The 22,795-nt window shown below is 67.8% G+C and carries 22 protein-coding genes; 10 read left to right on the top strand and 12 right to left on the bottom strand.

Annotation, left to right across the window (positions count from 1 at the left end; translation table 11 throughout):
* Nucleotides 1–88: 88 nt before the first annotated feature.
* The 6 genes from EHW97_RS14985 to EHW97_RS14960 all read right to left on the bottom strand — a co-directional run bounded on the left by EHW97_RS14985 (nucleotide 89) and on the right by EHW97_RS14960 (nucleotide 4,983).
* On the bottom strand, nucleotides 89–376 hold the full coding sequence (locus EHW97_RS14985; protein ID WP_124237977.1) for a GIY-YIG nuclease family protein: 288 nt from the start codon (nucleotides 374–376) through the stop codon (nucleotides 89–91).
* Between the two features lie 180 nt (nucleotides 377–556).
* Nucleotides 557–1,237, bottom strand: coding sequence for a response regulator transcription factor (locus EHW97_RS14980; protein ID WP_124237976.1), 681 nt, complete (start codon nucleotides 1,235–1,237; stop codon nucleotides 557–559).
* Nucleotides 1,234–2,397, bottom strand: a complete 1,164-nt coding sequence (locus EHW97_RS14975; protein ID WP_124237975.1) for a sensor histidine kinase — start codon at nucleotides 2,395–2,397, stop codon at nucleotides 1,234–1,236. The genes EHW97_RS14980 and EHW97_RS14975 overlap by 4 nt, the downstream gene beginning before the upstream one ends.
* A 57-nt stretch (nucleotides 2,398–2,454) precedes the next feature.
* Nucleotides 2,455–3,294, bottom strand: a complete 840-nt coding sequence (locus tag EHW97_RS14970) for a hypothetical protein (RefSeq protein WP_124237974.1) — start codon at nucleotides 3,292–3,294, stop codon at nucleotides 2,455–2,457.
* Nucleotides 3,291–4,370, bottom strand: a complete 1,080-nt coding sequence (locus EHW97_RS14965) for a DNA adenine methylase (protein ID WP_208002080.1) — start codon at nucleotides 4,368–4,370, stop codon at nucleotides 3,291–3,293. Before EHW97_RS14965 ends, EHW97_RS14970 begins: the two co-directional genes overlap by 4 nt.
* 322 nt (nucleotides 4,371–4,692) lie before the next feature.
* Nucleotides 4,693–4,983 carry a helix-turn-helix domain-containing protein gene (locus EHW97_RS14960; protein ID WP_124237973.1) on the bottom strand — a complete coding sequence of 97 codons (291 nt, stop codon included), beginning with the start codon at nucleotides 4,981–4,983 and terminating at the stop codon, nucleotides 4,693–4,695.
* A gap of 207 nt (nucleotides 4,984–5,190) precedes the next feature.
* Between EHW97_RS14960 and EHW97_RS14955 the strand changes: the two genes are divergently transcribed.
* Complete coding sequence (locus tag EHW97_RS14955; protein ID WP_166367536.1) at nucleotides 5,191–5,964, top strand: hypothetical protein; 774 nt, start codon at nucleotides 5,191–5,193, stop codon at nucleotides 5,962–5,964.
* Nucleotides 5,965–6,195: 231 nt separating this feature from the next.
* Nucleotides 6,196–6,993, top strand: coding sequence for a hypothetical protein (locus EHW97_RS14950; protein ID WP_124237971.1), 798 nt, complete (start codon nucleotides 6,196–6,198; stop codon nucleotides 6,991–6,993).
* A 176-nt stretch (nucleotides 6,994–7,169) separates the two neighbouring features.
* On the opposite strand, the gene EHW97_RS14945 is transcribed toward EHW97_RS14950, so the two are convergent.
* The 4 genes from EHW97_RS14945 to EHW97_RS14925 all read right to left on the bottom strand — a co-directional run bounded on the left by EHW97_RS14945 (nucleotide 7,170) and on the right by EHW97_RS14925 (nucleotide 11,218).
* Complete coding sequence (locus tag EHW97_RS14945) at nucleotides 7,170–7,796, bottom strand: hypothetical protein (RefSeq protein ID WP_124237970.1); 627 nt, start codon at nucleotides 7,794–7,796, stop codon at nucleotides 7,170–7,172.
* Nucleotides 7,797–8,679: 883 nt separating this feature from the next.
* A complete protein-coding gene (locus tag EHW97_RS14935; RefSeq protein ID WP_124237968.1) occupies nucleotides 8,680–9,315 on the bottom strand; it encodes a hypothetical protein in 636 nt (211 codons plus the stop codon).
* A 99-nt stretch (nucleotides 9,316–9,414) separates the two neighbouring features.
* The gene (locus EHW97_RS14930) at nucleotides 9,415–10,110 is read right to left on the bottom strand and encodes a hypothetical protein (protein ID WP_124237967.1); all 696 of its coding nucleotides are present in this window, start codon (nucleotides 10,108–10,110) and stop codon (nucleotides 9,415–9,417) included.
* 91 nt (nucleotides 10,111–10,201) lie between these two features.
* Nucleotides 10,202–11,218 (bottom strand): hypothetical protein, encoded by a 1,017-nt coding sequence (locus EHW97_RS14925; protein ID WP_124237966.1) that lies wholly within the window; start codon nucleotides 11,216–11,218, stop codon nucleotides 10,202–10,204.
* A gap of 261 nt (nucleotides 11,219–11,479) precedes the next feature.
* On the opposite strand from EHW97_RS14925, the gene EHW97_RS14920 reads away from it, so the two are divergent.
* The 5 genes from EHW97_RS14920 (at nucleotide 11,480) to EHW97_RS14900 (ending at nucleotide 18,764) form a co-directional block, all read left to right on the top strand.
* Complete coding sequence (locus EHW97_RS14920) at nucleotides 11,480–14,977, top strand: hypothetical protein (protein WP_124237965.1); 3,498 nt, start codon at nucleotides 11,480–11,482, stop codon at nucleotides 14,975–14,977.
* Nucleotides 14,978–15,369: 392 nt separating this feature from the next.
* Nucleotides 15,370–16,725: an FAD-dependent oxidoreductase gene (locus EHW97_RS14915; RefSeq protein WP_124237964.1), complete on the top strand. Its 1,356-nt coding sequence runs from the start codon at nucleotides 15,370–15,372 to the stop codon at nucleotides 16,723–16,725.
* A gap of 68 nt (nucleotides 16,726–16,793) precedes the next feature.
* The gene (gene fbaA / locus EHW97_RS14910; RefSeq protein WP_124237963.1) at nucleotides 16,794–17,813 is read left to right on the top strand and encodes a class II fructose-bisphosphate aldolase; all 1,020 of its coding nucleotides are present in this window, start codon (nucleotides 16,794–16,796) and stop codon (nucleotides 17,811–17,813) included.
* A 127-nt stretch (nucleotides 17,814–17,940) separates the two neighbouring features.
* Nucleotides 17,941–18,129 (top strand): antitoxin VbhA family protein, encoded by a 189-nt coding sequence (locus EHW97_RS14905; protein WP_208002079.1) that lies wholly within the window; start codon nucleotides 17,941–17,943, stop codon nucleotides 18,127–18,129.
* The gene (locus tag EHW97_RS14900; RefSeq protein ID WP_124237962.1) at nucleotides 18,126–18,764 is read left to right on the top strand and encodes a Fic/DOC family protein; all 639 of its coding nucleotides are present in this window, start codon (nucleotides 18,126–18,128) and stop codon (nucleotides 18,762–18,764) included. Before EHW97_RS14905 ends, EHW97_RS14900 begins: the two co-directional genes overlap by 4 nt.
* Nucleotides 18,765–18,797: 33 nt before the next feature.
* Here the strand turns inward: EHW97_RS14900 and EHW97_RS14895 are convergent, their stop codons facing one another.
* Nucleotides 18,798–19,313 carry a GyrI-like domain-containing protein gene (locus EHW97_RS14895; RefSeq protein ID WP_124237961.1) on the bottom strand — a complete coding sequence of 172 codons (516 nt, stop codon included), beginning with the start codon at nucleotides 19,311–19,313 and terminating at the stop codon, nucleotides 18,798–18,800.
* A gap of 71 nt (nucleotides 19,314–19,384) precedes the next feature.
* On the opposite strand from EHW97_RS14895, the gene EHW97_RS14890 reads away from it, so the two are divergent.
* The gene (locus EHW97_RS14890; RefSeq protein WP_124237960.1) at nucleotides 19,385–19,789 is read left to right on the top strand and encodes a DUF3151 domain-containing protein; all 405 of its coding nucleotides are present in this window, start codon (nucleotides 19,385–19,387) and stop codon (nucleotides 19,787–19,789) included.
* 113 nt (nucleotides 19,790–19,902) lie between these two features.
* On the opposite strand, the gene EHW97_RS14885 is transcribed toward EHW97_RS14890, so the two are convergent.
* Nucleotides 19,903–20,778 (bottom strand): diacylglycerol/lipid kinase family protein, encoded by an 876-nt coding sequence (locus tag EHW97_RS14885; RefSeq protein WP_124237959.1) that lies wholly within the window; start codon nucleotides 20,776–20,778, stop codon nucleotides 19,903–19,905.
* 91 nt (nucleotides 20,779–20,869) lie between these two features.
* On the opposite strand from EHW97_RS14885, the gene EHW97_RS14880 reads away from it, so the two are divergent.
* Nucleotides 20,870–22,153, top strand: coding sequence for an adenylosuccinate synthase (locus EHW97_RS14880; protein ID WP_124237958.1), 1,284 nt, complete (start codon nucleotides 20,870–20,872; stop codon nucleotides 22,151–22,153).
* A gap of 20 nt (nucleotides 22,154–22,173) precedes the next feature.
* Nucleotides 22,174–22,695: a hypothetical protein gene (locus tag EHW97_RS14875; RefSeq protein ID WP_124237957.1), complete on the top strand. Its 522-nt coding sequence runs from the start codon at nucleotides 22,174–22,176 to the stop codon at nucleotides 22,693–22,695.
* Nucleotides 22,696–22,795: the final 100 nt, after the last annotated feature.

Genomic DNA, 22,795 nt, shown 5'->3' with positions numbered 1-22,795 from the left:
GAAACGACTCATCGCCCGAGAACTCCACGGAGCACTCAAAGCCGACCTCAAAGCACTTGACGCACTATAGGAACGTCCACTCGTCCAGTTACTTCCGGCGGGAGGGCTTCTTCGCCAAGGCGGGCAGAGCGTCGAAGTCTCCACGGATCAGCGCTTCACGTTTGGCGCGCGACCATTTCTGGATCCGCTTCTCCAGCCAGAAGGCCTCGGCCGGGCTCTCGCACTGATGCGCGAAGGCGAGCCGGACCGGGAGTCGCGATCGCGTGTACACAGCGCCCTCGCCGCGCTGGTGCTGCCAGAGCCGCCGTTCCATGTCCCTCGTACTTCCGACGTAGTAGCTGCCGTCGGAGCACTCCAGGATGTAGATCCACGCCATCGGCCCATCGCACCGCGGGCGGGAAAGAACGCCAAGTCCGTCATCCACAGGCGGGTGTGGTCTCGCTCCGTGGCGGCTACGCCCCCATTGCCACGGCTCCATTGCCGCTCGTTCCTCGCGGCTACTCGACCGCCGGGGTTAGGTGGTCGAGTAGCCGCGTATCGAGACCAGTGGGCCGGGCTATTGCGTGCCGACGAGGCCGGATTCGTAGGCGAGGACGACGAGCTGGACGCGGTCGCGGGAGCCGGTCTTCGCCAGCAGCCGGCTGACGTGTGTCTTGACCGTCGCTTCGGCCACGAACAACTCACTCGCGATCTCGGTGTTCGACATCCCGCGCCCCACGAGCACCAGCACCTCGCGTTCGCGTTCGGTCAGCTCGGCCAGGCGCGCGTGTGCGGGCGGGGTCGGAGCCGCGGGGTCGGGCATCGTGTTCGCGAAGTGCTCGAGGAGCCGGCGGGTCGTGGACGGTGCGACCACCGAGTCACCGGCGTGCACCGCACGGATAGCGCCGAGCAGGTCCGGGGGAGCGGCGTCCTTGAGCAGGAAGGCGGCGGCGCCGGCCTTGATGGCGGCGAACGCGTACTCGTCGAGATCGAACGTCGTCAGCACGATGACGCGCGGTGCGTCGGGCATCGTCCCGAGCGACCGGGTGGCCTCGACGCCGTCGAGGCGCGGCATGCGCACGTCCATGAGGACGATGTCCGCGCGCGTGACCTTGAGCAGGTTGACGGCCTCGGCACCGTCGCCGGCCTCGCCCACGACGGTCATGTCGTCCTGACTCTCGATGAGCATCCGGAATCCCGCGCGCACCATCTGTTGATCGTCGACGAGGAACACTCGGATCGGCACAGATTCGCTCACCAGGGAATCCTCGCATCGATCGCGTAGCCGCCACCCACGGCGGGTCCGGCGGTGAGTTCGCCGCCGTGCGCGGCCACGCGTTCGCGCATGCCGACGAGCCCGTGGCCCTCGCCGTCGTTGGTGGCGCTGGCGCCTCGGCCGTCGTCGCGGACCTGCAGTCGGAGGGCCGAACCGTCCCGGTGGACGCGCACCCACACGCGCACGTCCGGCCCGGCGTGCTTGCGCACGTTGGTGAGCGCCTCCTGGACGAGCCGGTACGCGGTGAGCGCGACGCCGGAGGGAACCGCGTCGAGGCCCTCGTCGATGTCGGCCTCGAGCGTCATCGAGGTGCGGGCCTCGTCGATGAGCGCAGGGAGGTCGGCGAGGTCGGGCTGAGGCGCGACGCCGGTGTCGCCTTCGCGCAGCAGGCCGAGCAGAGAGCGCATCTCGGTCAGCGCTTCGCGGCCGGTCAAGGCGATGTTCTCCAGCGCCTCGGTGGCGGCCTCGGGCCGCGCTGCCGACGCGTAGCGGGCGCCGTCGGCCTGGACGATGATGACCGAGAGTCCGTGGGCGACGACGTCGTGCATCTCGCGGGCGATGCGATTGCGTTCGGACTGCGCGGCTAACTGCGCCCGCTGGTCGGCCTCGCGGGCGACGCGCTCGCTACGTTCGATGAGGGAGTTGACGTACGCCTCGCGGGTGCGGCCCAACTGGGCGAGCACCCAGGCGACCAAGGTGATGAGTGCGATCCCGATGGCGTTGCTGATGATCGAGCTCGGGGTGCTGTAGGGAGAGAGCATCCAGTCGATCGAGGCGACGGTGGCCGCCACGAAACTCAACCCGAGGGCCGGCAGGCTCCAGCGCAGGCTTCGCCACCGGGTGATCGAGTACAGCGCGATGGGGAAGGCGAACTGGCTCGGCAGCGGCGTGTCGATGAGGAGCACTTGCAGGGCGTGAGCCACGTACACCGCGAAGAACACGGCGACCGGGTACTTCCGGCGCCAGTACAGCGGAAGGACCTGCAGCGTCGCGACGAGTCCGACGGCGAGCCCGATGCCGAGGCCCTGGCCCATGCCGAGGCCAAGCCCGGCGAACGGGCCGACGAGCATCAGCCCCGAGGCGAGGCCGATGTCGAACCATCGCTGGCCGCGAGGTCCGAGTCGAAAGGGTGCGCCGTCCACGCATCGAACCTAGAGCAGTGGGGTCAGCGAACCATCAGCCTGCGGTCGGATCTGGCCTCAGAGCAGGCGTCGCAGCCGGGCCGCTTCCTCGAGGTCGGTGCGGAAACGGTCGAGGGTGGCCAGCGTGTACATGCCGTCGATCTGTTGGCTCGCCCACAGCTCGTGGATGCGGCGCAGGTCGGCGCGGCGTGACTTCCAGCCGATGCCGTCGACGACGGCGATGACGAACTGTCGCGGCAGCCGCACCTCGGCCATCTCGACGATCTCGCGGACGGCGTCGGACAGCTTGCTGCCGGTGGAGTCGAAGCCCTTGGCGGCGACGACGATCTCGGCCGCGGCGCCGTCGGGGACGACGAGGTCGCACGGTGCGGTGCGGCCGTTGCGGCCGGTGAACCGCGTGCGGGTGCGGTAGGGGAGCCCGAGGTCGGCGGCGATGGCCTCGATCTCGTCCTCGACGCGTCGTCCGGAGTGGCCGGCGCGGGTGGCGGTGACGCGGCTGCCGGCGCGGGCGATGAGGACGTCGGCGAAGCCGTACTCGCGGCCGAGCTGCAGGTGCAGGAGCCGGACGAGGTCGAAGTCGGTGTCGAACCAGTGGACGAGCTCATCGGCGCGGGTGCGGGCGAGGGTGACCCATCCGCCGGTGCCGAACCGGTCGACAAGGGCGTTCTTGAGCTTCTCCTGCGTCAGCCCGACCACCAGCCCGAGCACCGGCACGCGATGCGGGTAGGTGGCGACCCACGCGGCGAGCGTGGGTTCGTCGATGGCCGGGAGGGCGGCGAGCGAGTCGGTGGCCTGGCGGATGTCGTCACCCTCGGGGGTGGCGGCGGTGGGGTCGACGTGGCCGGTGAGCCGTCCGAGGGTGTCGAGGTACTCGTCGAAGGCGACGGGTTTGGTCATGCGTCCCGTCCGACGAAGAGGTACTCGTTGACGCTGCGGCGCGCGGCGGCCGCGTGAGTGCCGAAGCTGTACGTGTGGCCGATCTCGATCGTCTCGACCTCGGGCTTGACGCTGGCGAGCAGCTCGACGATGCGGGCCGCGTCGGGCACGGCGTTGGAGGAGTAGGAGAGCACGATCGCGCCGGCGTCGCGGAAGTGCTCGAACGTGCGCAGCAGGGCGTCGTCGATCGTGCGCTTGTACGCGAACGGCGTGAAGCGCTTGGCGAGCTTCTTGGTCTTGGTCTCGTGCATGATCGTCTGCCCGCGCCAGTACACGCTGAGCCCTTCGAGGAAGTGGTAGCGCTTGATGTAGTCGTTGTCGTCGCGCGGCGGCGCGTAGGGCGGATCGAGGTAGACGATGTCCGGCGCGCCGGTGGGGAGGTCGAAGACGTCGCCGTTGACGACGGTGTGGCGGGTGCCGTTGTCGAAGACGGTGGCGTTGTAGGCGGCGACCCGCTCGCGGAAGTGCTCGCGCAGCGGCATCCGCAGGTCGCGCCGGCCGTCGGCGTACCGGGTGGCGTCGGTGAAGGTGAAGACGCCGCGCGGCTGCTTGCGGGCCGCGGACAGCACGAGCGCGGAGATGGCGAGGTCGCGCTCGGGGCCGGTCAGCAGGTCGATGTGGGACCAGGCGGCGTCGAGGAAGGCGCGGTCCTCGCGGGTGAAGTAGAGACCGTCGAAGGTGGACTGGATGAAGTCGCGGTCGTCGGCGGCAGGTCCGCAGATGGCGTCGACGAGGTCATCGGTGAGGTGGACGTGGGAGTTGGCCACGGTGGCGCGGGCGATGACGGTGGGGAAGCCGAGGAAGTCGTTGCTGACGACGTCGAAGCCCTGCGCCTTGAGCAGATAGGAGACGACGCCGGAGCCGGAGAACGCGTCGACCGCGGTGGTGCCGCCGAGGCGGTCGAAGGTGGCGGCGAGTTGGGGGAGCAGGCGGTACTTGGACCCCATGTAGCGCAGGCGCGGGAAGGTGCGTGCTCGCTGGACTGCCGCCGCGACGGGATCGATGCCCACGGGGGCGTCGGCGGGCAGCGAACTCATAGGAGCAACCGTAGGCGAGGGGTCCGACAACCCTCCCCGCGGCACGCCGCGCCGCCCCACAGACGGTCGCTCACCCCATAGGTGGTCGAGTAGGAAGGTCGCGCCATAGGTGGTCGAGTAGGAAGGTCGCTCAGCGACCGACCGTATCGAGACCACGCGGAGCGAGACCCGCCCGCAGAGGGTCGCCCAGCGACCGACCGCTGGAGCCATCGCAGGAGTCGCGCCATAGGTGGTCGAGTAGGAAGGTCGCTCAGCGACCGACCGCTGGAGCCATCGCAGGAGGGGCGTAGCCGCGACGTAGCCGCCCCGCCCCGCGGCGGGCTCAGTTGCCGCGCTCGACCGAGGGGATCTCGTCCGGCCAGGGTCCGGCGAGCAGGTCCTCCACGCGCAGGTCGAGGGCCTTGCACAAGGCGATCAGGGTGGTGAGGCGCGGGTTGAGCGGCGCACCGGGACGAGCGATCCCCTTCTCCAACTTCTGGTACGTGAAGGTCGCGATGTTCGCGATCCGCGCCAGCTTCTCCTGGCTGATGCCCTTCTCCTTGCGGGCCGCGAGCAGACGTTGACCGACGGTCACCGCGAACTCGTTCCAGGTGGGGGTCGGCTCAGAGGTCATGGGGTCTCCTTTGGTCGGTTCACCCATGATGTCCGATCAACACCCCCGAGTCACCACTGGTGGGTGGCCGAGTCGCACCTATAGCGGAGAATCGCCTGGAATAGTTGGATGAACATCCGAAATGGGACCCCGATTTCACTCTCTCATGGATCATCAGCGTCCACTTCTGTTTTGATGCCGGTACGAGTGCATCGGAGGGCACGTGTGGTGATCGAGGACATCGAACGCGAGCACGACCGTCGCGCGTCGCTGGACGCCGACGAGGCCCTTGCGCTGCTCGCCGACGACCTGGACGCGGGGCTTCGGCGAGTGGAGAAGCGCGGGGTCGGCGACGCCGACGGGTTGCTGCGCGCGGTGATGCGGCCGCGGTTCTGGTCCGCTCCGGTCCTCTCGTCGATGGCCGCTCGCGACCCGGAGCGGTTCACCGACACGGTCCTCGACCGTTTCGTGCGGCTCGCGAACATCGATCCCGAACCGCGGTTCCGCGACGACGCTGCGCGAGACGTCCGCGAGTCGGTCATCGCGCACCGTCTGAACGGTCCGGTCTACGGCGCGCTCGCCGAGGCGTTGTTCTCGCTCGCCTGGTCCGAGGCGGCCGTCTACGCCGACCACGTGGCGCAGCTGGGGGACGTCGATCATGACGCGAGCGACGAGCTGGTCTGTCGGACGCTCGCGGCGACGCAGGACTCCGAGGCCGCGATCGGCTGGCTGCTGCATCGCCCGGAGTGGTACTGGCTCGGCTGGGGGCATGACCGGTGGCCGGTGATGGACGTCGTCGCGATGCACTCCGGTCGTTGCTCGGACGGGCATTTCATCCGTCTGGAGGACGCGATTCTCACGTTTTCGCCGGCTTTGGAGAACGAGGAGTGTCGTGGTTTCGGTCGATACGAGCTGCTGACGGTGCTCGATCGCGAACGCATGTCGGACGACGCCCGGCGGCAACTGATGGAGCTGCATCACCGGTTCGTACGGAAGTCATAGGGAGGAGATTGCGGTGGAGGCACGACGAATATTGGAGGAGGTCGTGCCTGCGCTGCGAGCCCACGCGGATCGGCACCCGGCCTTCACTCTCGCAGCGGGTGGCGCGGGGCGCTGGCTTCAGGGGCCCGGTGAAGCTTCTCGGATGAGGGGGCGGTAGCCGTGGACCGATCGGAGCGACGTCGAACCTTGCAGAGACTCCTGCCTGTTCACCTCGCCATGAACTGGCGGTGTGTGGTCGCGGAGGCCGACGCGGACGACGACATCGCGCGGCCGCTGATGTGGCCCGGGAGGTCGGTCGCGGTCGAGGTCCTGGCTAGCGAGTCGGGACCTGAAGGACGATGGGTCGACATTGACGTAGGTCTGCTGCGTCGTTACCTCGAGGCGCCGATTCCCGTCTACTACGTGACGGACATGATCCATTGGGACGAGGGTTGTCTCGATCCTCTGGGGTTGGGGCCGCGGCCCTACCTCGATGACGTCACGGGGATGTGGTCCGCACATTCCATGGCAGGGTGGCTGGACGACCAGCAGGCACAGGGCGTCGTGAGGGTCAACCTGAGCGACGTGTCTGAGCTCTGGTGGCGTGACTTCCTGAGGGCCTTCGTGACCCAGTCGGGGTCAGAGGCTCCTCCGGGTCGGATCGGATCTGTCGCTCCCCTCAGCTCGTCGCTGCTGTCCGGGCCGGAACCCGCCAGGAAGATCCTCGAACAGCAGACCCTCCTACGGCTGGGGGCGCCGCCCCCAGCGCGTCTCTACGACTACCTGCCCACCGATGACGGCTACGTCGAGTGCACTACCGACCTGAAGGCGGACCTGAGACGGTTCGCTGCGGAGGTGGAGGCTGAGCGCACGGATGGCGGCGACGGCCTCATGGTGCTGACCATGCCGTGGGACGTTCAGGTTCCCAGCGAGGGGACGCTGGCGGACGTGTTCCGTCTTCTCGTGACTGTGCCCCGGGTGCAGTTGCCGGATTCCTACTCGGACATCTCCCTCGATGACGCGATGGAAATGCCGGACGATCCATTCTGAGCGGGTAGCTGCCGCCCAGATCGGCGTCAAACCGGGCACGATTGTCAGGTGTACGGCTCCTCCTGAGACTGATGGTCAGTCGGCTTGAGGGGAATGACTGTGGGTGGTGGGCTGAGAGATGTAGAACCAACAGCGGTGCGGTGACCAGCGAAGGTCACCGCACCGCTGCGTGGTGATCAGTTGGCGATCCGACCGTTCGTGAGGTTGAGTTCGATCGTGTTGCCGTCACCGGGGATGACGCTGTTGATCACGCCGGTGTTGAGGCCGCAGTTCTCGAACTCGCCGATGGTGTACTCGCCGACGAGACGGCCCCCGGTGGCGATGTCGAAGAACTCGCCTTCGGGGGTGTTCGCCGGAACGGTCACCGGGTCCGACGTGCGGCAGTTGGCTCCAGCGAACAGCGGGAAGAAGCCGACGCGAAGGTTGCTGAGCCGCACATAGTACGTCGACGTCGACGCGAGGGTGCGCTGTCGATTCACGCGGGTGAGCTGACCCGTGGTGGGACCAGTGGGCTCGAAGTTCACGTCGGCGGTGATCGGAATGAACCCCGCGAGGTTGAACGAGGTGCGGGTGCCGGGCAGCACCATGTCGCCGGTGAAGCTGCCATCCTCCTCCACGAAGGAGTGCATGACGGCAGGGCCGAGCGTGATGGCCGAGCCGGTGCCAGCGGTCACGGTGGTGCCGTTGACGTCGTAGTCCACGTTGATGGTCTCAGCGTGAGCGGGGCTGGTGGTGAGGGCGAGAGCGGCGGCGAAGGCCGTCGCACCGATACCGGCGCTGAGCCGGCGCAGAGTGGTTGTCATGGTGAGTGTTCCTCTCAGGCGATGTGATGGGAGTGGCTGAGGGGGCTGGCAGCGGAACGTGCCGGGAGGCGCGTTCCGCCGCCGGGGAAGTTGTGCAGCAACTGGCGGGCGTCAGCTGTGGTTGATGAGACCGGCGCCAGGGCCGCTCGTGTTGATCGCGAAGGTGCCGTGTGCGGCCTCCAGTAGGTCACCTTCCCACCATTCGCCACCACAGCTACTGCCAGACGAGCCGGCACGTGTGACGACGGCGTCGTAACCCGGCTCGAGCCGGAGATAGCCGTCATGAGTAGCGTCGCCCGGAAAGAGTGTGCCTCGTAAGGAACCTTGAATGTCGAAGTCACAACCGACTCCCACGACCCGAGCGTCGAGATGCACATCAACAGGGATGGGGTCACCTGCCAGGTAGGGGTGTTCTCGAACCGTGATGTGAGACGCATTCCACGACATGCTGACGGCAAGACCCAGAGGGCCCCATGTTGTGCAGTCTGGGAACGCTCCGTTCTCAATCACGCCGATGACAGAACCGGGTGAGACTCCAGCGCCAACGTTTACTTCGATCTCCGAGCTAGCAGCGTGGCATGAGACGTCCATTCCAAAGTTGCTGAGGAGAATGATCGCTTCCCCGGCGCCCCACCAGGGGTTCCTCGTATCCGTGATGTTCGTCATTGTCGCGTCGACGGTGCCAGCGGCGGTGCTGCCGTTGACGGTCACCACAGGTGTGGTGCGCATAGGCGGCCGTGGTGCCGGACAGCACGAGTGCTGCGATGGCGAACGTGGATGCGGCCGCGGTGAGTTTCCTCATCGGTTTCTCCTCGGTCGAATTCAGAATGAGGGGGCCAAAATGGAGCGGGGCCCCGGTTGAACCGGGGCCCCGCGGGGTGCATCAGTTGGCGATGCGACCGTTGGTGAGGTTGAGCTCGACGGTGTTGCCGCCGCCGGGCACGAGCAGGTTGATCAGCCAGGTGTTCAGACCGCAGTTCTGGAAGTCACCGATGCTGTACTCGCCGACGAGACGGCCGCCGGCGGCGATATCGAAGAACTCACCCTCCGGGGTGTTGGCCGGGATGACGACCGGGTCCACGGTGCGGCAGTTCTGTCCGGCGAACAGCGGGAAGACGCTGGCCTTGATGTTGCTCAGACGCACGTAGTAGCTCGACGTCGACGCGAGCGTGCGCTGGCGTCCGACCCGGGTCAGCTGCCCAGTGGTGGGACCGGTCGGCGTGAAGTTCACGTCGGCGGTCACCGGGATGAAGCCGATGACCTTGAACTCCGTGCGAGTGCCCGGAAGCTCCATGTCGCCGGTGAAGCTGCCATCGTCCTCGACGCGCGAGTGCATGACGGCCGGGCCGAGCGTGATGCTCGAGCCGGTCTTCTCGATCTGAGTGACGCCGTTGACGTCATAGTCGACATTGATCGTCTCGGCCGAAGCGGGCGCGGCGGTGAGCGCCATGCCGAGGCCGGCGGCGAGGGCGATGAGCCCGGTGCCCCAGCGTCGTGTGGCAGTGGTGAGTGAGGTCATAGCGAATGTAGCCCTTCAGGGTTGGGGGAGGGTGGAGAATGGGTCAACGGGCGTGGTGGGCCGAGCGACTTGACCTCGCTCGGCCCACCACTCTTTTGATCAGCCGTGGCTGATGACTCCGGCGTTCGGGCCGCTCGTGTTCAGCGCGAAGATGCCGGTGGTGGCCTGCGCGAGGTCACCCTCCCAGATCTCGCCGCCACAGGACGACCCGGTCGTGCCGGCGCGATCGATCACCAGGTCGTAACCGGGCTGCAACTCGATGTAGCCGTCGTTGCTGCTGTCGCCTGGGATGATCTCGCCACGAACCGAGCCCGACGCATCGAAGTCACAGCCGGTGCCCGTGATGTTGGCATCGACCTGAATGTCGACCGGCACAGGGTCACCGGCATTGGTCGGATGGTCACGGACGACGATGTCCTGCGCGGTCATCGTCACCACGACGTCGAACCCGAGGGCCGTTGCCGTGCAGTCGCTGAAGGTCAGCGAGCTGATCTCACCGACGGGGGTTCCAACGGACACCGACGCTCCACGGTGCACTTGACCGGCCACATCGGACGTCGTGCAGTTCATCGGCACACCGAAGTTGGTGTCGAAGCTGACGGCGTTGGCCGCGTAGCCCAGGCCAGCGTTCCGCGAGTCGTTGATGTTGTCACCGGTCACCGGCACATCAACAGCGGGGCTGCCGACGCCACCGACGGTCACCACGGTGTGATTGGCGTACGCCGCAGTGGAGCCGAACATCACCACTGAGGCGACACCAGCCGCAAGGACCGCGGCCTTCTTGGAGTAACGCATGTGCTTCTCCCTTGCATTTTCTCTGTGATTCATCGCGTAAATCTCTCACGCGACGCCCCTGCCGGGTGGCAGGAAGTCTGATGCGGGTCGGTCACGGGGCCGACCCGGTTTCGGGGATGTCCAGTGCAGGTAGGCGGGCCTCGCAGTTTCCAGTCCAGGGGCACCCTTGCGTGAGTGGGTCCGTGTGTTCGCCAAGCCCTCCAGTTGGGGGTACACCTTCGGAGCGGATGGTTACGGGATTGCCGTCGCCGGAGACAGCCGCCGTGAGGAGTCTCGAGAGGTCGTCCCCATTGCTGGTGACGCAGTTCGCGAATTGGGGCACGTCGAGCGTGCCGCTCAGTAAACCGCCCTGCTGAATGTTGAAGTATCCCGTCGTCATGATCGTTTCTCTTCTGGGCGAATCGTCGACTGTCTCGGGATTCCAGAAGTAGTAGTCAGGCGCGGTGACCATCAATTGGGCACCCTCTGCCCTGCAGCGATCAGAGAGGTCAAGCTCCACCCCATCGACGCGCAAGCTCCGGACACTCACGCCAACCTCGCCCGTGAGAGCGGTCTGTGACATTCGCGAATTTGGGTCGTTGCGTTCGAGGTTCGGCGGCTTGGTTGGATACGGTCCCCGGCCGGTGCAGTACATCTCCGAACGCTGATCGAGGATCGCCGGCAGGATCGCGCCTTGAGGGTTGCGGGGCTGTTCGAGAGCCACATCAGCTTCCACGGGCAGAGAGCCGAATGCTGCTGTTCGCACTGTGAACTCCTGAGTACTGCCAAAGCGGGTGCTCGCCGTGGGGTGCGCGGTGGGATTCAGCAACACGACTGCTGCGCGCCAATCGCGACGGTTTGTCACGCCCTCGCCGAGACGTCCGGAGCATCTCGGGTCGTTGAGGGTGGCGGTCGGAAGATTGTTGGCGACCGTGTGGAGCGTCGGTGGGCGCACCCACTGCTTCGCCGCGCCCATGTAGTTCAAAGTTGTGGCCTGGGGGTCGAGCCAGTTGCCCTGTGATGTCGCCGGGTTCTGCGCGTAGCCGGGCAAGCCTTGCCCGGGTAGGCGCGTATCCTCAGGCAACGTGTCCTCGAGCGTCTCGGCCGAGCTGGCGTGCAGCATCGCCACGCAAGCGACTGCTACTCCCAGTGCCGCGAGGCGCGAGAAGTTGCGCCGAGTGCGTCGCGATGTGAAGAGACCCATGGACCGGAATGTGCCTCAGGTCACAGGATCCGTCAATTATTCAACACCGAAGTTGGATGATCATCCCATTTGGCACCCCAAGTATTTCATTTGCTAGCCGATGTGACGTGCGTTACGTAGTCTTCGTGCCAACCGTGCCTGCATCACGTAGGTGGTGGGATCGATATTCGGACTACGGAGGACTTCATGGTCGACTGGCGGAAGTTCACTGCGACGGTGGGCGGCGCTGCCCTCACTGTCGGGGTGCTCGCCGTGGCTCCCGGCCTAGCCGAGGAGCGAGAGCAACGGCAGACCAGCATGGCCGCGGCGGCGGTCGCGGGCGGCATCGAGATCTGGGGGAGCACCACAGCGAGCTACCCTGAGGCGGACGGCCCCTGGAGCCAGCTCGGCACGCACCAAGCGACCGCGGCCGCCGGGGCTCAGCTGGTGATTCGAGCCGACGGCACGCTACAAGCGCTGCCGGGCACCGCCGCCTCGCTCGCCAACATTCCTGCTGCGGTCTCGAGTACGACGGTTGTGGACGCGGGCGTTTCCCATGTCCAGATGGCCTGGGCCGTCACCGCCGATGGGAACCTTCACAAATGGGGCGGCTCCCGTGGCACGGTCGTGCCGGATGGCACCTTCACCCCGGATGCGCTCGAGGCTCCCGGCAAGAAAGTGATCGAGGCGACTGGCTCCGGAACCGGGGCAGGCTTCCTCGTCCGGTTCGACGACGGTTCCGTGACGCGGGTCGACGGCGTCGGCCCCTTCGCGCCGCTGAACGATGGGGAACCTTTGACGGACGTCACGATGCTCGCGGGAACCATGAGCAGCAGTGTCGTGCCTATCGACTTCGCACTGCGCTCTGACGGCAGTATCGTGGCCGTTGACTACGACCAGTGGTCCACGGTAGTTCCCGCTGATGCCGCCGATCCGGTCGTCGACATTGCGGTACAGCCGGGCGCCTCGACGTCCATGGTCCCCTGGGGCACGGCCGTGCGAGCCAGTGGCGAGGTCTTCGCCTTCGACCAGAATGGGGCCTACCCGGATACTGGATTCGCGGAGCTTGGCGGTATCAACGGTACGCCGGTTCAGGTTGCGCGAGCGGGTGGATACGCCGCGGCTCTTACGGATGCGGGTGACGTACACATTTGGGCAGCGCGGACGGCAGGCAGCTCTTCGGTCCCCGAGAACTTCCAGCCGCCTGCCTCGCTTCAGGGGATGGACGTCCTCGATATCGAGAGCGGTAACGGTCTCTTCCGGGCCATCGTCACCGAGAGCGACGATCCACAGTTGCCGCCGCTCGAGGTGACCGACGGTCCCAGCATCACCGGAACACCGCAGGTCGGGCAGACGCTGACGGCTACGCCCGCCACCTTCAACGAGACCGAAGGTGTCACGCTTTCGCACCAGTGGCTGGCCGACGGTGAGCCGATCGCTGGCGCCACCAACGTGACCTACGCGCTGACCGCCGCGGAGGAGGGCGCGACGATCACCTACGTCACCACCGCGACACGCGCAGCAGACGGAGCCGAACTGGCCTCCCAGCCGTCCAACGCTCTCGGCCCGGTCGAAGGCGTGGAGCTTCCCGAGTTCACCGTCGAGGAGCAGCCGACCATCGAGGGCGACACCCAGGTCGGAGAGACGATCACGGCGACGCCGGCTACCTTCAGCGACACCGAGGGCGTGACCGTCGAGCATCAGTGGTACGCCGACGACACCCTCATCGAGGGCGCGAACGGTCCGACGCTGACGCTCGATCGGTCGCACGAGGGCGCGATGATCAGCTACGCCACGAAGGGAACGCGCACCATCGACGGTGCCGAGGCCACCTCCGAGCGCACGGAGGAGATCGGCCCGGTGGTTCCGGTCGAGCTGATGCTCACCGGCCAGCCGACGATCACCGGCCGGCCGTTCATCGGTGAAGAGCTCACCGTCACCCCGGCGCCCGTCACCGACGACCGCGCCGACATCACGTACCAGTGGTACGTGGGCGAGGGCGAGGAGTTCACGCCGATCGAGGGCGCGACCGAGACGACGCTCGAGCTGACGGAGGAGTTGCGCGACCTGCACGTCATGGTCGAGCAGATCGCGACGCGCAGCCTCGACGGGGCCCGTGCCAGCGGCGAGTCGATCGCTGTCGGTCCGGTCACTGACGCTCCGGTGGAGCTGACCGTCGAGACCGAAGCCGGCCTCACCGGCACGCCGCGCGTGGGCCAGACCCTCACCGGCACGCCGGCGACGTTCTCGACCACCGAGAACGTCACGGTCACCAACTACTGGGTGATCGGCAACCAGGAGATCGAGGCCACCGGTAACACGCTCGTCCTGACCAACGACCATGTCCGACAGAACATCCAGTTCAAGTCGGTCGCCACCCGGGGTGACGAAGCGGTGCCATCGGTCTCGCCGACCGTCGGTCCGGTCCTCGTGGTCCTCGCGCCGACGGCCAAGCCGACGATCGCCGGCACCCCGCAGGTCGGTCAGACGCTCACCGGTACGCCGGCGACGTTCAACGACACGCAGGGCGTCACGGTCGCGAACCGGTGGCTCGCCGACGGGCAGCCCATCAGTGGTGCGACGAGCACGACGTTCACGCTGACGGAGGCTCAGTTCGGCAAGGTGATCACCTTCGAGTCGACGGCGACGCGTGGTGCTGACACCGCGAACTCGGTGTCCGACCCGACGGGTCAAGTGACACGCGCGCCGCTCACGGTGACGAGCAAGCCGACGATCTCCGGGGATGCCCGGGTGGGTCAGACGCTCACGGGCACGCCGGCCGTGTACTCGGCTACCGAGGGTGTGACGATCACGAACCGCTGGCTGGCCGACGGTCAGCCGATCGACGGCGCCACCGGCACAACGCTGGAGCTGACCGGCGAGCACCTGGGCCGCACCATCACCTTCGAGTCGATCGCTCAGCGCGGCGACGAGGACCCGGTGTCCTCGGTGTCCGATCCGAAGGGTCCTGTGCTTCCGGAGGAAGACCAGGAGCCGAGTGGTGAAGTGGTCATCGACCTCGATGGGCCGACGGCTCCGGGCTCGACGATCCGCGTGTCGGTCGGCACGGACTTCGCCGGGCAGCAGGTGCAGCTGTACCTGTCGAACCTCGATCGCCTCCTCGGTGGCGTGACCGTCGGCGAGGACGGCTTCATCGAGGTCAAGGTGCCCGGTGACATCCCGCTCGGAGAGCACACCCTCGCGGTGTACGACGAGAACGGTGACCTCATCGGTTGGGACAACTTCAGCGTCTCGCTGGCGCTTCCTGAGGACCCGGCGTTGAAGGACGCGATCACCGTCACGCCGGACACCGTGGCCCCCGGCCAGGAAGTCGTTATCACCGTCGGCCAGCAGTACGCCGGTCAGATGGTGCGCGTGGTGCTCTTCTCGGCGCCACGGGACCTGGGCTTCTTCCAGGTCGCGGCTGACGGCACGATCCGGGTCCAGATCCCGAGCGATGTCACGCCGGGTGAGCACCGCATCGCGGTGTACGACGCGGACGGCAACCTCATCGGTTGGCAGGACATCACCGTCACCGGTGATGCGGCCGCCGGCGGGGGAGTCGGAAGCGGAGTTGCGGGACGCGGCATGGGCAACTTCGGTGCTGACTCTCCGGAGTTCCTGGCGCCGCTGGGCCTCGCGATCCTGCTCGCGGGTGCCGTCACCCTCGGCGCAGGGTGGCGCCGCCGCCAGCAGCTGAGCTGACGCTCACCAGCGACGGTGGGTGGGGTGCACCAGCACCCCACCCACCGTCGTGCTGTGGAGCGGGGGAGCGTGACTACGGCCGGGTGAGGTGGTCGAGTAGCGACCGAGGAACGAGGGAGCGTATCGAGACCAGGGGACGTGAGGTGGTCTCGATACGTTCGGCCGCGGCCGGCCTCTCTACTCGACCACCTAGGGCTGGCTTAGGTGGTCGAGTAGCGACCGAGGGACGAGGGAGCGTATCGAGACCACATCTGACGTGAGGTGGTCTCGATACGTCGGTCGCTGAGCGACCTCCGACTCGACCACCGATGTCGTCACGTGACGTGGTCCCGATAGGTCGGTCGCTGCGCGACCTCCTACTCGACCACCTATCGGGGCTCTAGGGTCGGGGTATGGGTTCGCGTGTGGTGATGGTGGGAGGTGACGCCGCCGGGATGACCGCGGCGTCGGACCTGGTCAAGGAGGTCGGCCCCGATCACGAGATCGTCGTCATCGAACGCGGCCACCACACCTCGTACTCCGCATGCGGACTGCCGTACTGGGTCGCCGGCGACGTGAAGTCCTGCGACGACCTCATCGCCCGCACCCCCGCCGAGCACCGCGAGAACGGCATCGACCTGCGCCTCGGCGTCACCGCCACCGGCCTCGACGCCGACCGCCGCGTGCTCGTCACCACCGAGGGCGACGTCGCCTACGACTACCTCCTCATCGCCACCGGCGCCGAGCCCGTGCGCCCCGACGTTCCCGGCGCCCACGCCGAAGGCATCGCCCCGATCACCACGATCTCGCAGGGCGAGGAACTGCTGCGCCAGCTCGAACGCAAACCCGAGAAGGTCGTCGTCGCCGGGAGCGGGTTCATCGGCGTCGAGATGGCCGAAGTGTGCGTGCGGCTCGGCCTCGACACCACGGTGGTCAGCGGCTCTCAGTACCCGCTCGACCAGCTCGAACCGGCTCTCGGTCAGCGCATCGCCGACGAGATGGCCAGCCAGCAGATCGGCCTGCGCCTCGGCACCCGACTCACCGGCTTCCGCACCGAGTCCGGCCGCGTGACCGGCGTCGAGCTCGACGACCACACCGTGCTCGACGCCGATCTCGTCATCCTCGGCCTCGGCGTGCAACCGCGCTCCGATCTCGCCGCCCAGGCCGGCCTCACGCTCGGTCCCAAGGGCGCGATCGTCGTCGACGCCCACCAGTGCGCCGACCGCGAACGCCGCATCTGGGCCGCAGGCGACTGCTCGGCCGTGCGCGACCGGCAGACCGGCAAACTCCTGCACGTCCCGCTCGGCGACCACGCCAACAAACAGGGCATGGTCGCCGCCTCCGGCATCGAGGCGCAGATCCTCGGCGGCGAACCGGCGTGGGCGTTCCCCGGCGTCGTCCAGACCTTCATCACCCGGTTCTGCGACCTCGAGATCGCCCGCACCGGCCTGTCCCGCGCCCAGGCCGACGACCTCGGCTGGGACACCGTCAGCGTCGCCATCGACACCACGACCACCGCCGGCTACTTCCCGACCGCCGAGCCGATGACCGTGTGGATGCTCGCCGACCGCGACACCCGCCGTGTCCGCGGTGTGCAGATCGTCGGCGGCAGCACCGCCGGACTGCGGATCGACACCGCCGCGACCGCCATCACCGCAGGTCTTCGCGTCGACGACCTCATCATGCTCGACCTGGGTTACGCCCCGCCGTTCTCGGCGGTCTGGTCGCCGCTGCACGTCGCCGCTCGTGCCCTCTACAAGCTGCTCTGACCCACGCTTGCGTGCCGCAGTGCGGCTGGGATACTGGCAGCGTTCGCCCCACACCACCAGGAGATCTGATGCCCGTCGCAACTCCCGAGATCTACGCCGAGATGCTCGACAAGGCCAAGCGTGAGTCGTTCGCCTACCCGGCGATCAACGTCTCCAGCTCGCAGACGCTGAACGCGGCCCTCGCCGGTTTCGCCGAGGCCGAGTCCGACGGGATCATCCAGGTGTCCACCGGCGGCGCGGAGTACTTCTCCGGCCCCACGGTCAAGGACATGGTCACCGGCGCGACGGCCTTTGCCGCGTTCGCGCAGGAGGTCGCCAAGAAGTACCCGGTCAACGTCGCCCTGCACACCGACCACTGCCCCAAGGACAAGCTCGACGGCTTCGTGCGCCCGCTGCTGGCCGCCTCGGCCGAGCGGGTCAAGGGCGGCGGCCTGCCGTACTTCCAGTCGCACATGTGGGACGGCTCGGCCGTGCCGCTGGAGGAGAACCTGCAGATCGCGCAGGAGCTGCTCGAGCAGTGCGCCGCGGCCAACATCATCCTCGAGGTCGAGATCGGTGTCGTCGGTGGTGAAGAGGACGGCGTCGAGGCGGCGATCAACGACAAGCTCTACACCACCCCCGAGGACGCCCTCGCCACCGTCGAGGCGCTCGGCCTCGGCGAGAAGGGCCGCTACCTCACCGCCCTGACCTTCGGCAACGTGCACGGTGTGTACAAGCCGGGCAACGTCAAGCTGCGCCCCGAGGTGCTCAAGAACGCGCAGGAGGCCGTCGCCGCCAAGTACGGCAAGGAGCGCGCCTTCGATTTCGTCTTCCACGGCGGTTCGGGCTCGCTCGCCGAGGAGATCGCCGCGGCCGTCGACTTCGGCGTCGTCAAGATGAACGTCGACACCGATACCCAGTACGCGTTCACCCGCCCGGTCGCCGCCCACATGTTCACCAACTACGACGGCGTGCTGAAGGTCGACGGCGAGGTCGGCAACAAGAAGACCTACGACCCGCGCGCCTGGGGCAAGGCCGCCGAGGCCGGCATGGCCGCCCGCGTCGTGGAGGCCTGCCAGCACCTCCGCTCCGCCGGCACCAAGCTCTGAGCCGCGGTTTCGCACGTACGTGCGTCAAGGTCGGCTCGGGGACCCGGGCTAGTGGTGCTGGCGCCGGCGCTTCTCGCTCGTTTGAGGGGAAGGGACCGCTAGAATTGGAGTCGGAAAGGAGACAGCCGTGGCAATCGAAAGTGCCTTCGAACAGCGGCGCCGTCAACGCGCGGTCGACGATGCTCGTCGCTCCTCCGAACTCGAGGGTTCCCGCAGCACGGACGCGACCCGAGCCGACCAGGATGCTTACGTCCGGGGCGAAATCGATATCAACCAGCTTGGCAAGCGAGTTCGGTCTCGCTACGGTCTCGCTTGAGCCGGCTGCGCCCCTGGGAGACGGGGGACCACGCGTCCCGATGGGACGGCTACTTCGACGAGTCCTTGCAGGTCCTGCGCAACAAGGTCGGGGCGACGACGCCAGAGCAGCTACGTGACGCTGAGAACGACCTCGTGGAGGTCCGAGTCGCCGAGCTTCGGCAGCACCCGGCACTCGTGCCGCGCACGTGGGATCTCGAGCACGTCAAAGGGCTGCATCGGCAGCTTTTTCAGGATGTGTATGAGTGGGCAGGGCAGCTGCGCACGGTCGGCCTGGCCAAGGGAGGGGGCGAGTCGTTCGTGCCCCCTCTCGACATCGAACGACCAGTAGCCCACGTGACGGCGCGCATTGTCGAGACCGATCGTTTGCGCCTTGTGCCGAAGGACTCACTGGTGAGCGAAGTGACGTACCTCTACGACTACCTCAACTTCGCGCACCCGTTCCGGGAAGGAAATGGGCGTACGCAGCGCGAGTTCTTCGCTCAGCTACTTGCCGAATCCGGTCACGGGCTCGCCTGGGACCGTACTGGAATGGACGACCTGCACCGCGCGTGCCATCTTGCTCGAGAAGACGGCGACTCGGCGTTGCTGCGAGACGTTATCGAGCAGGTGCTCACGGACGAACCCGTCTACTGATGTTGGAGGACCAGTCCCGCGAGGTCGAAAGCCTCAGCTGCCTTGCGTGCGTTCCACGGCGACCATGAGGTCGGTGCGCATCGTCGCCGGATCGGCGTCGGGGCTCGGCTCGGTGACGTAGAGCTCGCCGAGGGCCACCGGATCGCCCACCGCGGCCTCGCCCACCGCGGACATCAGCCGCTCCCAGCTCTCGCCGAGTGAGTCGTAGCTCCCCACATGGCTGAGCGCTGCCATCGGGCCCGGCGGCCACTCGCTCAGCTCGATCGTGACGTCTTCGGAGAGGATCGGGCCGGTCCACGGCGTCTGGACGGGGAAGCCGATCTCGATATCGAAGACGCTCGTCGGGTCACCATGGAAGACCGCCAGCGCCGGACCGGCAGGAGTCACCTCACCGCGACCGATCGCCGCGCCGAGGGCGGCGTAGGTCGAATCGAAGAGACCGCGCAGCTCGGAGAGCGTGACCTGGCGGTGGCGCGCGACGGCGAGGGGAACGCGTTCGGTGTCGAACCACGTGACATCGGATAGCGGCTCGTGGGTGAGGGGCAGCATCGGAGTCTCCTTCGTCGGGCCCACGCGGGCAGGATCACTGCCGGTCTACACGCACAGCGTAGGTTCTGGGTATGACCAACTTGCTGGGAGAACCGCCCGAGACCTTCCTGCCCGCCGACCCCGGAGCAGCCGAGCTCGACGGGGGCGCCTCGCCCGCCGAGGTCGCGGCGGCGCACCCGGACTCCACGCTGGCGTGGGCCCTGCTGTCGGAGGCCGCGTTGTCGGAGGGGCGTGACCTCGAGGGGTACGCCTTCGCCCGCACCTCGTACCACCGCTCGCTCGATGCGCTGCGCCGCAACGGCTGGAAGGGCCACGGCCCCGTGCCGTGGTCGCACGAGCCGAACCGCGGCTTCCTGCGTTCGCTCGCCGTGCTCGCCACCGCGTCCGAACGTCTCGGCGACGAGGCCGAGGCGCACCGCTGCCGCGAGTTCCTCCGCGAGTCCAGCCCGGAGGCATACGCCGCCCTCGTCAGCTGAGTCCCTCCCGCGGGCGGTGAGTAGGCGTCCGTTTCCTGCGCAGGGCGGTGGGTGAGCGTCCATCTGGCCGGTGCCAACGGACGCTGACTCACCGCTCCTGTGCGTGGGGCGACCTACGCGAGGAGAGTGAGGGCGCCGGGGAGCAGCCGCCACGCGTGGCGCGGGCACGCGTCGGACAGTTCCCCGTCGCTCGTGCAGCGCAGGCCTTCCCCGTCCACGCTCACCGACTCGGCCAGCTCCTGGTGCACGAGCGGGGAACGGTGCGTCGTGCGGGTGGCGATCCGCAGCACGTAGATGGCCCGCTCGAACAACGTCCGCGCGAAGACCACCTGCACGTCCATCTTCCCGTCGTCGATCTTGGCCGCGGGGAACAGTTCGGTGCCGCCACCGACGAAGCGGCCGTTGCCGACCGCCAGCTGGGTCACGTGGCCCGGTCCGCGCAGTCGCCGGCCGTCCACCCGCACCACGACGCGCGCATCGGGGACGAACGCGGACTTGAGCGCACCCAAGACGTAACCCACGGGGCCCCACGTCTTCTTGTACCGCTTGGCCCGCACCGCGGCCTCGGCGCCGAGCCCGACGCTCGCCGCGTTGACGATGACCTGTCCGTCCTCGCCCTCGATGAGATCGATGCGCCGCGGCTCGGCCTCCACCACCCGCCGCGCGGCGGCGACCGGCTCCGTGGGCAGCTCGATCGTCCGCGCGAAATCGTTGCCGGTCCCCAGCGGCACGAGCGCCACCGCGACGTCGTCGAGACGACCTGCGCGGTGCAGCGCGTTCACCACGGCGTGCAGGCTCCCGTCCCCGCCGAGCGCCGCGACGACGTCGACCTCGGGCTCATCGGCGAGCGCCCGATCGAGATCGTCCAGCGACGACGTCGCAGCGGTGACGACCTCGAACTTCTCGCGCAGCACGTCGAGGGCGGCGTCGACGGCCTCGTCCGTGGACGTGCCCGCGGACGCGTTGGTGATGGCGAGGAGACGTTCCATGGCGTCGCCAGCGTACGCGGCAATTGGCTAGACTGCGTGGGTAAGAGCCCCCGCGCGGGGCTTTCCGCATGCCCTGAGGTGGTGCAACTCCATGCCCGCAGTCGTCATCGTCGGAGCCCAATGGGGAGACGAAGGCAAAGGCAAGGCGACCGACCTGCTCGGCAGTCGCGTCGACTACGTGGTCAAGTTCAACGGCGGCAACAACGCCGGCCACACCGTGGTGATCGGCGACCAGAAGTACGCCCTGCATTTGCTGCCGAGCGGCATCCTGAGCCCCGGCTGCACGCCCGTCATCGGCAACGGCGTCGTCGTGGATCTCGGTGTGCTGTTCGAGGAGATCGAGGGTCTCGAGTCCCGCGGCATCGACACGTCCAAGCTCGTCGTCAGCGCCAACGCCCACGTCATCGCCGACTACAACCGCACGCTCGACAAAGTCAACGAGCGGTTCCTCGGCAGCCGCAAGATCGGCACCACCGGCCGCGGTATCGGCCCCACGTACGCGGACAAGATGAACCGCCAGGGCATCCGCATCCAGGACCTGTTCGACGAGAAGATCCTGCGCGCCAAGGTCGAGGGCGCGCTGGAACTCAAGAACCAGATCCTCACCAAGGTCTACAACCGGCGCGCGGTCGCGGTCGACGAGATCGTCGACGACCTGCTCAGCTACGTCGACCGGCTGCGTCCGATGGTCGCCGACACCTCGCTGCTGCTCGGCGAAGCGCTCGACGCCGACAAGACGGTGCTGCTCGAGGCCGGGCAGGCCACCCTGCTCGACGTCGACCACGGCACCTACCCGTTCGTCACCAGCTCCTCGGCCACCGCCGGCGGCGCGTGCACCGGCTCGGGCATCCCGCCCACCCGCCTCACCCGCGTCATCGGCATCGTCAAGGCGTACGCCACCCGCGTCGGTGAGGGCCCGTTCCCGACCGAGCTGTTCGACGAGGACGGCGAGACGCTGCGCCAGCAGGGCGGCGAGTTCGGCACCACGACCGGCCGCCCCCGCCGCTGCGGCTGGTACGACGCGCCGATCGCCCGGTACGCCGCGCGCATCAACGGCCTCACCGACTTCGTGCTCACCAAGCTCGACGTGCTCACCGGCTTCGAGCGCATCCCCGTGTGCGTGGCCTACGACGTTGACGGCGAGCGCGTCGACGAGATGCCGATGACGCAGACCGGCTTCCACCACGCCAAGCCCATCTACGAGTACTTCGAGGGCTGGAGTGAGGACATCTCCGGCGCCCGGAGCATCGACGACCTCCCCAAGGCCGCGCAGACCTACGTCACCGCGCTGGAGGAGATGAGCGGTGCGCGGATCTCCGCGATCGGCGTCGGCCCCGACCGCGACCAGACGATCGTGGTCAACGACCTGCTCTGATCTCGTCTCGGGGGACAGGCGTGGACGCGCAGAAGCCACAGATCGATCGCCGGGTCTTCACAGGCGCATCGTGGGGACCGGCGCAGCTGATCTCGACGCAGGGAGAGACGTGCGTCCGGCTCGGCGACGGGCCGAGCGTCTCCATCCGTCCCTACGGAGTCAAGCCGGTGACTCCTACCGTGGGCTACGGAGGAACGCTCGAGGCCGGCGTTCCGATCCTCGTGGACGGCGAGCGCAAGGCCACCGCGTACTCGCAAGGCCGTGAGTGGGCGGGGATCGTCAAGCCCGGCACGATCCGGATCGAGGGCGATGACCCCGAGTTCACGCCGCCCGGTCTTCACCTGCGCGGGCATTTGCTGCCGCAGCGGCTGTCCCTGAAGGTGGGCAAGCGCACTTTGGTCGCGTCCCCGCCGATCATCGGGCTGGCCAACCTGCACACCGGACCGCTCCTGTGGGTGAAGCCCCGGGCGTCGCCGGACGCCAAGCCCGAGCACATCGCCCTGTGGATCGCCGCCTGGCTCGAGTTCGAGAGCGCCTACTGACCGGCAACGCGGCCATCGGTGGTCGAGTAGGGAGGTCGTTCAGCGACCGGCCATGGAGCCATCGCAGGAGGGGTGTAGCCGCGATGGAGCGAGGCCACGG

Origin of the sequence: Aeromicrobium camelliae (assembly GCF_003850045.1) — a bacterium.
GTDB lineage: Bacteria > Actinomycetota > Actinomycetes > Propionibacteriales > Nocardioidaceae > Aeromicrobium > Aeromicrobium camelliae.
The sequence above is the reverse complement of the archived record's forward strand: the minus strand, read 5'-3'. Positions and strand labels throughout refer to the sequence as shown.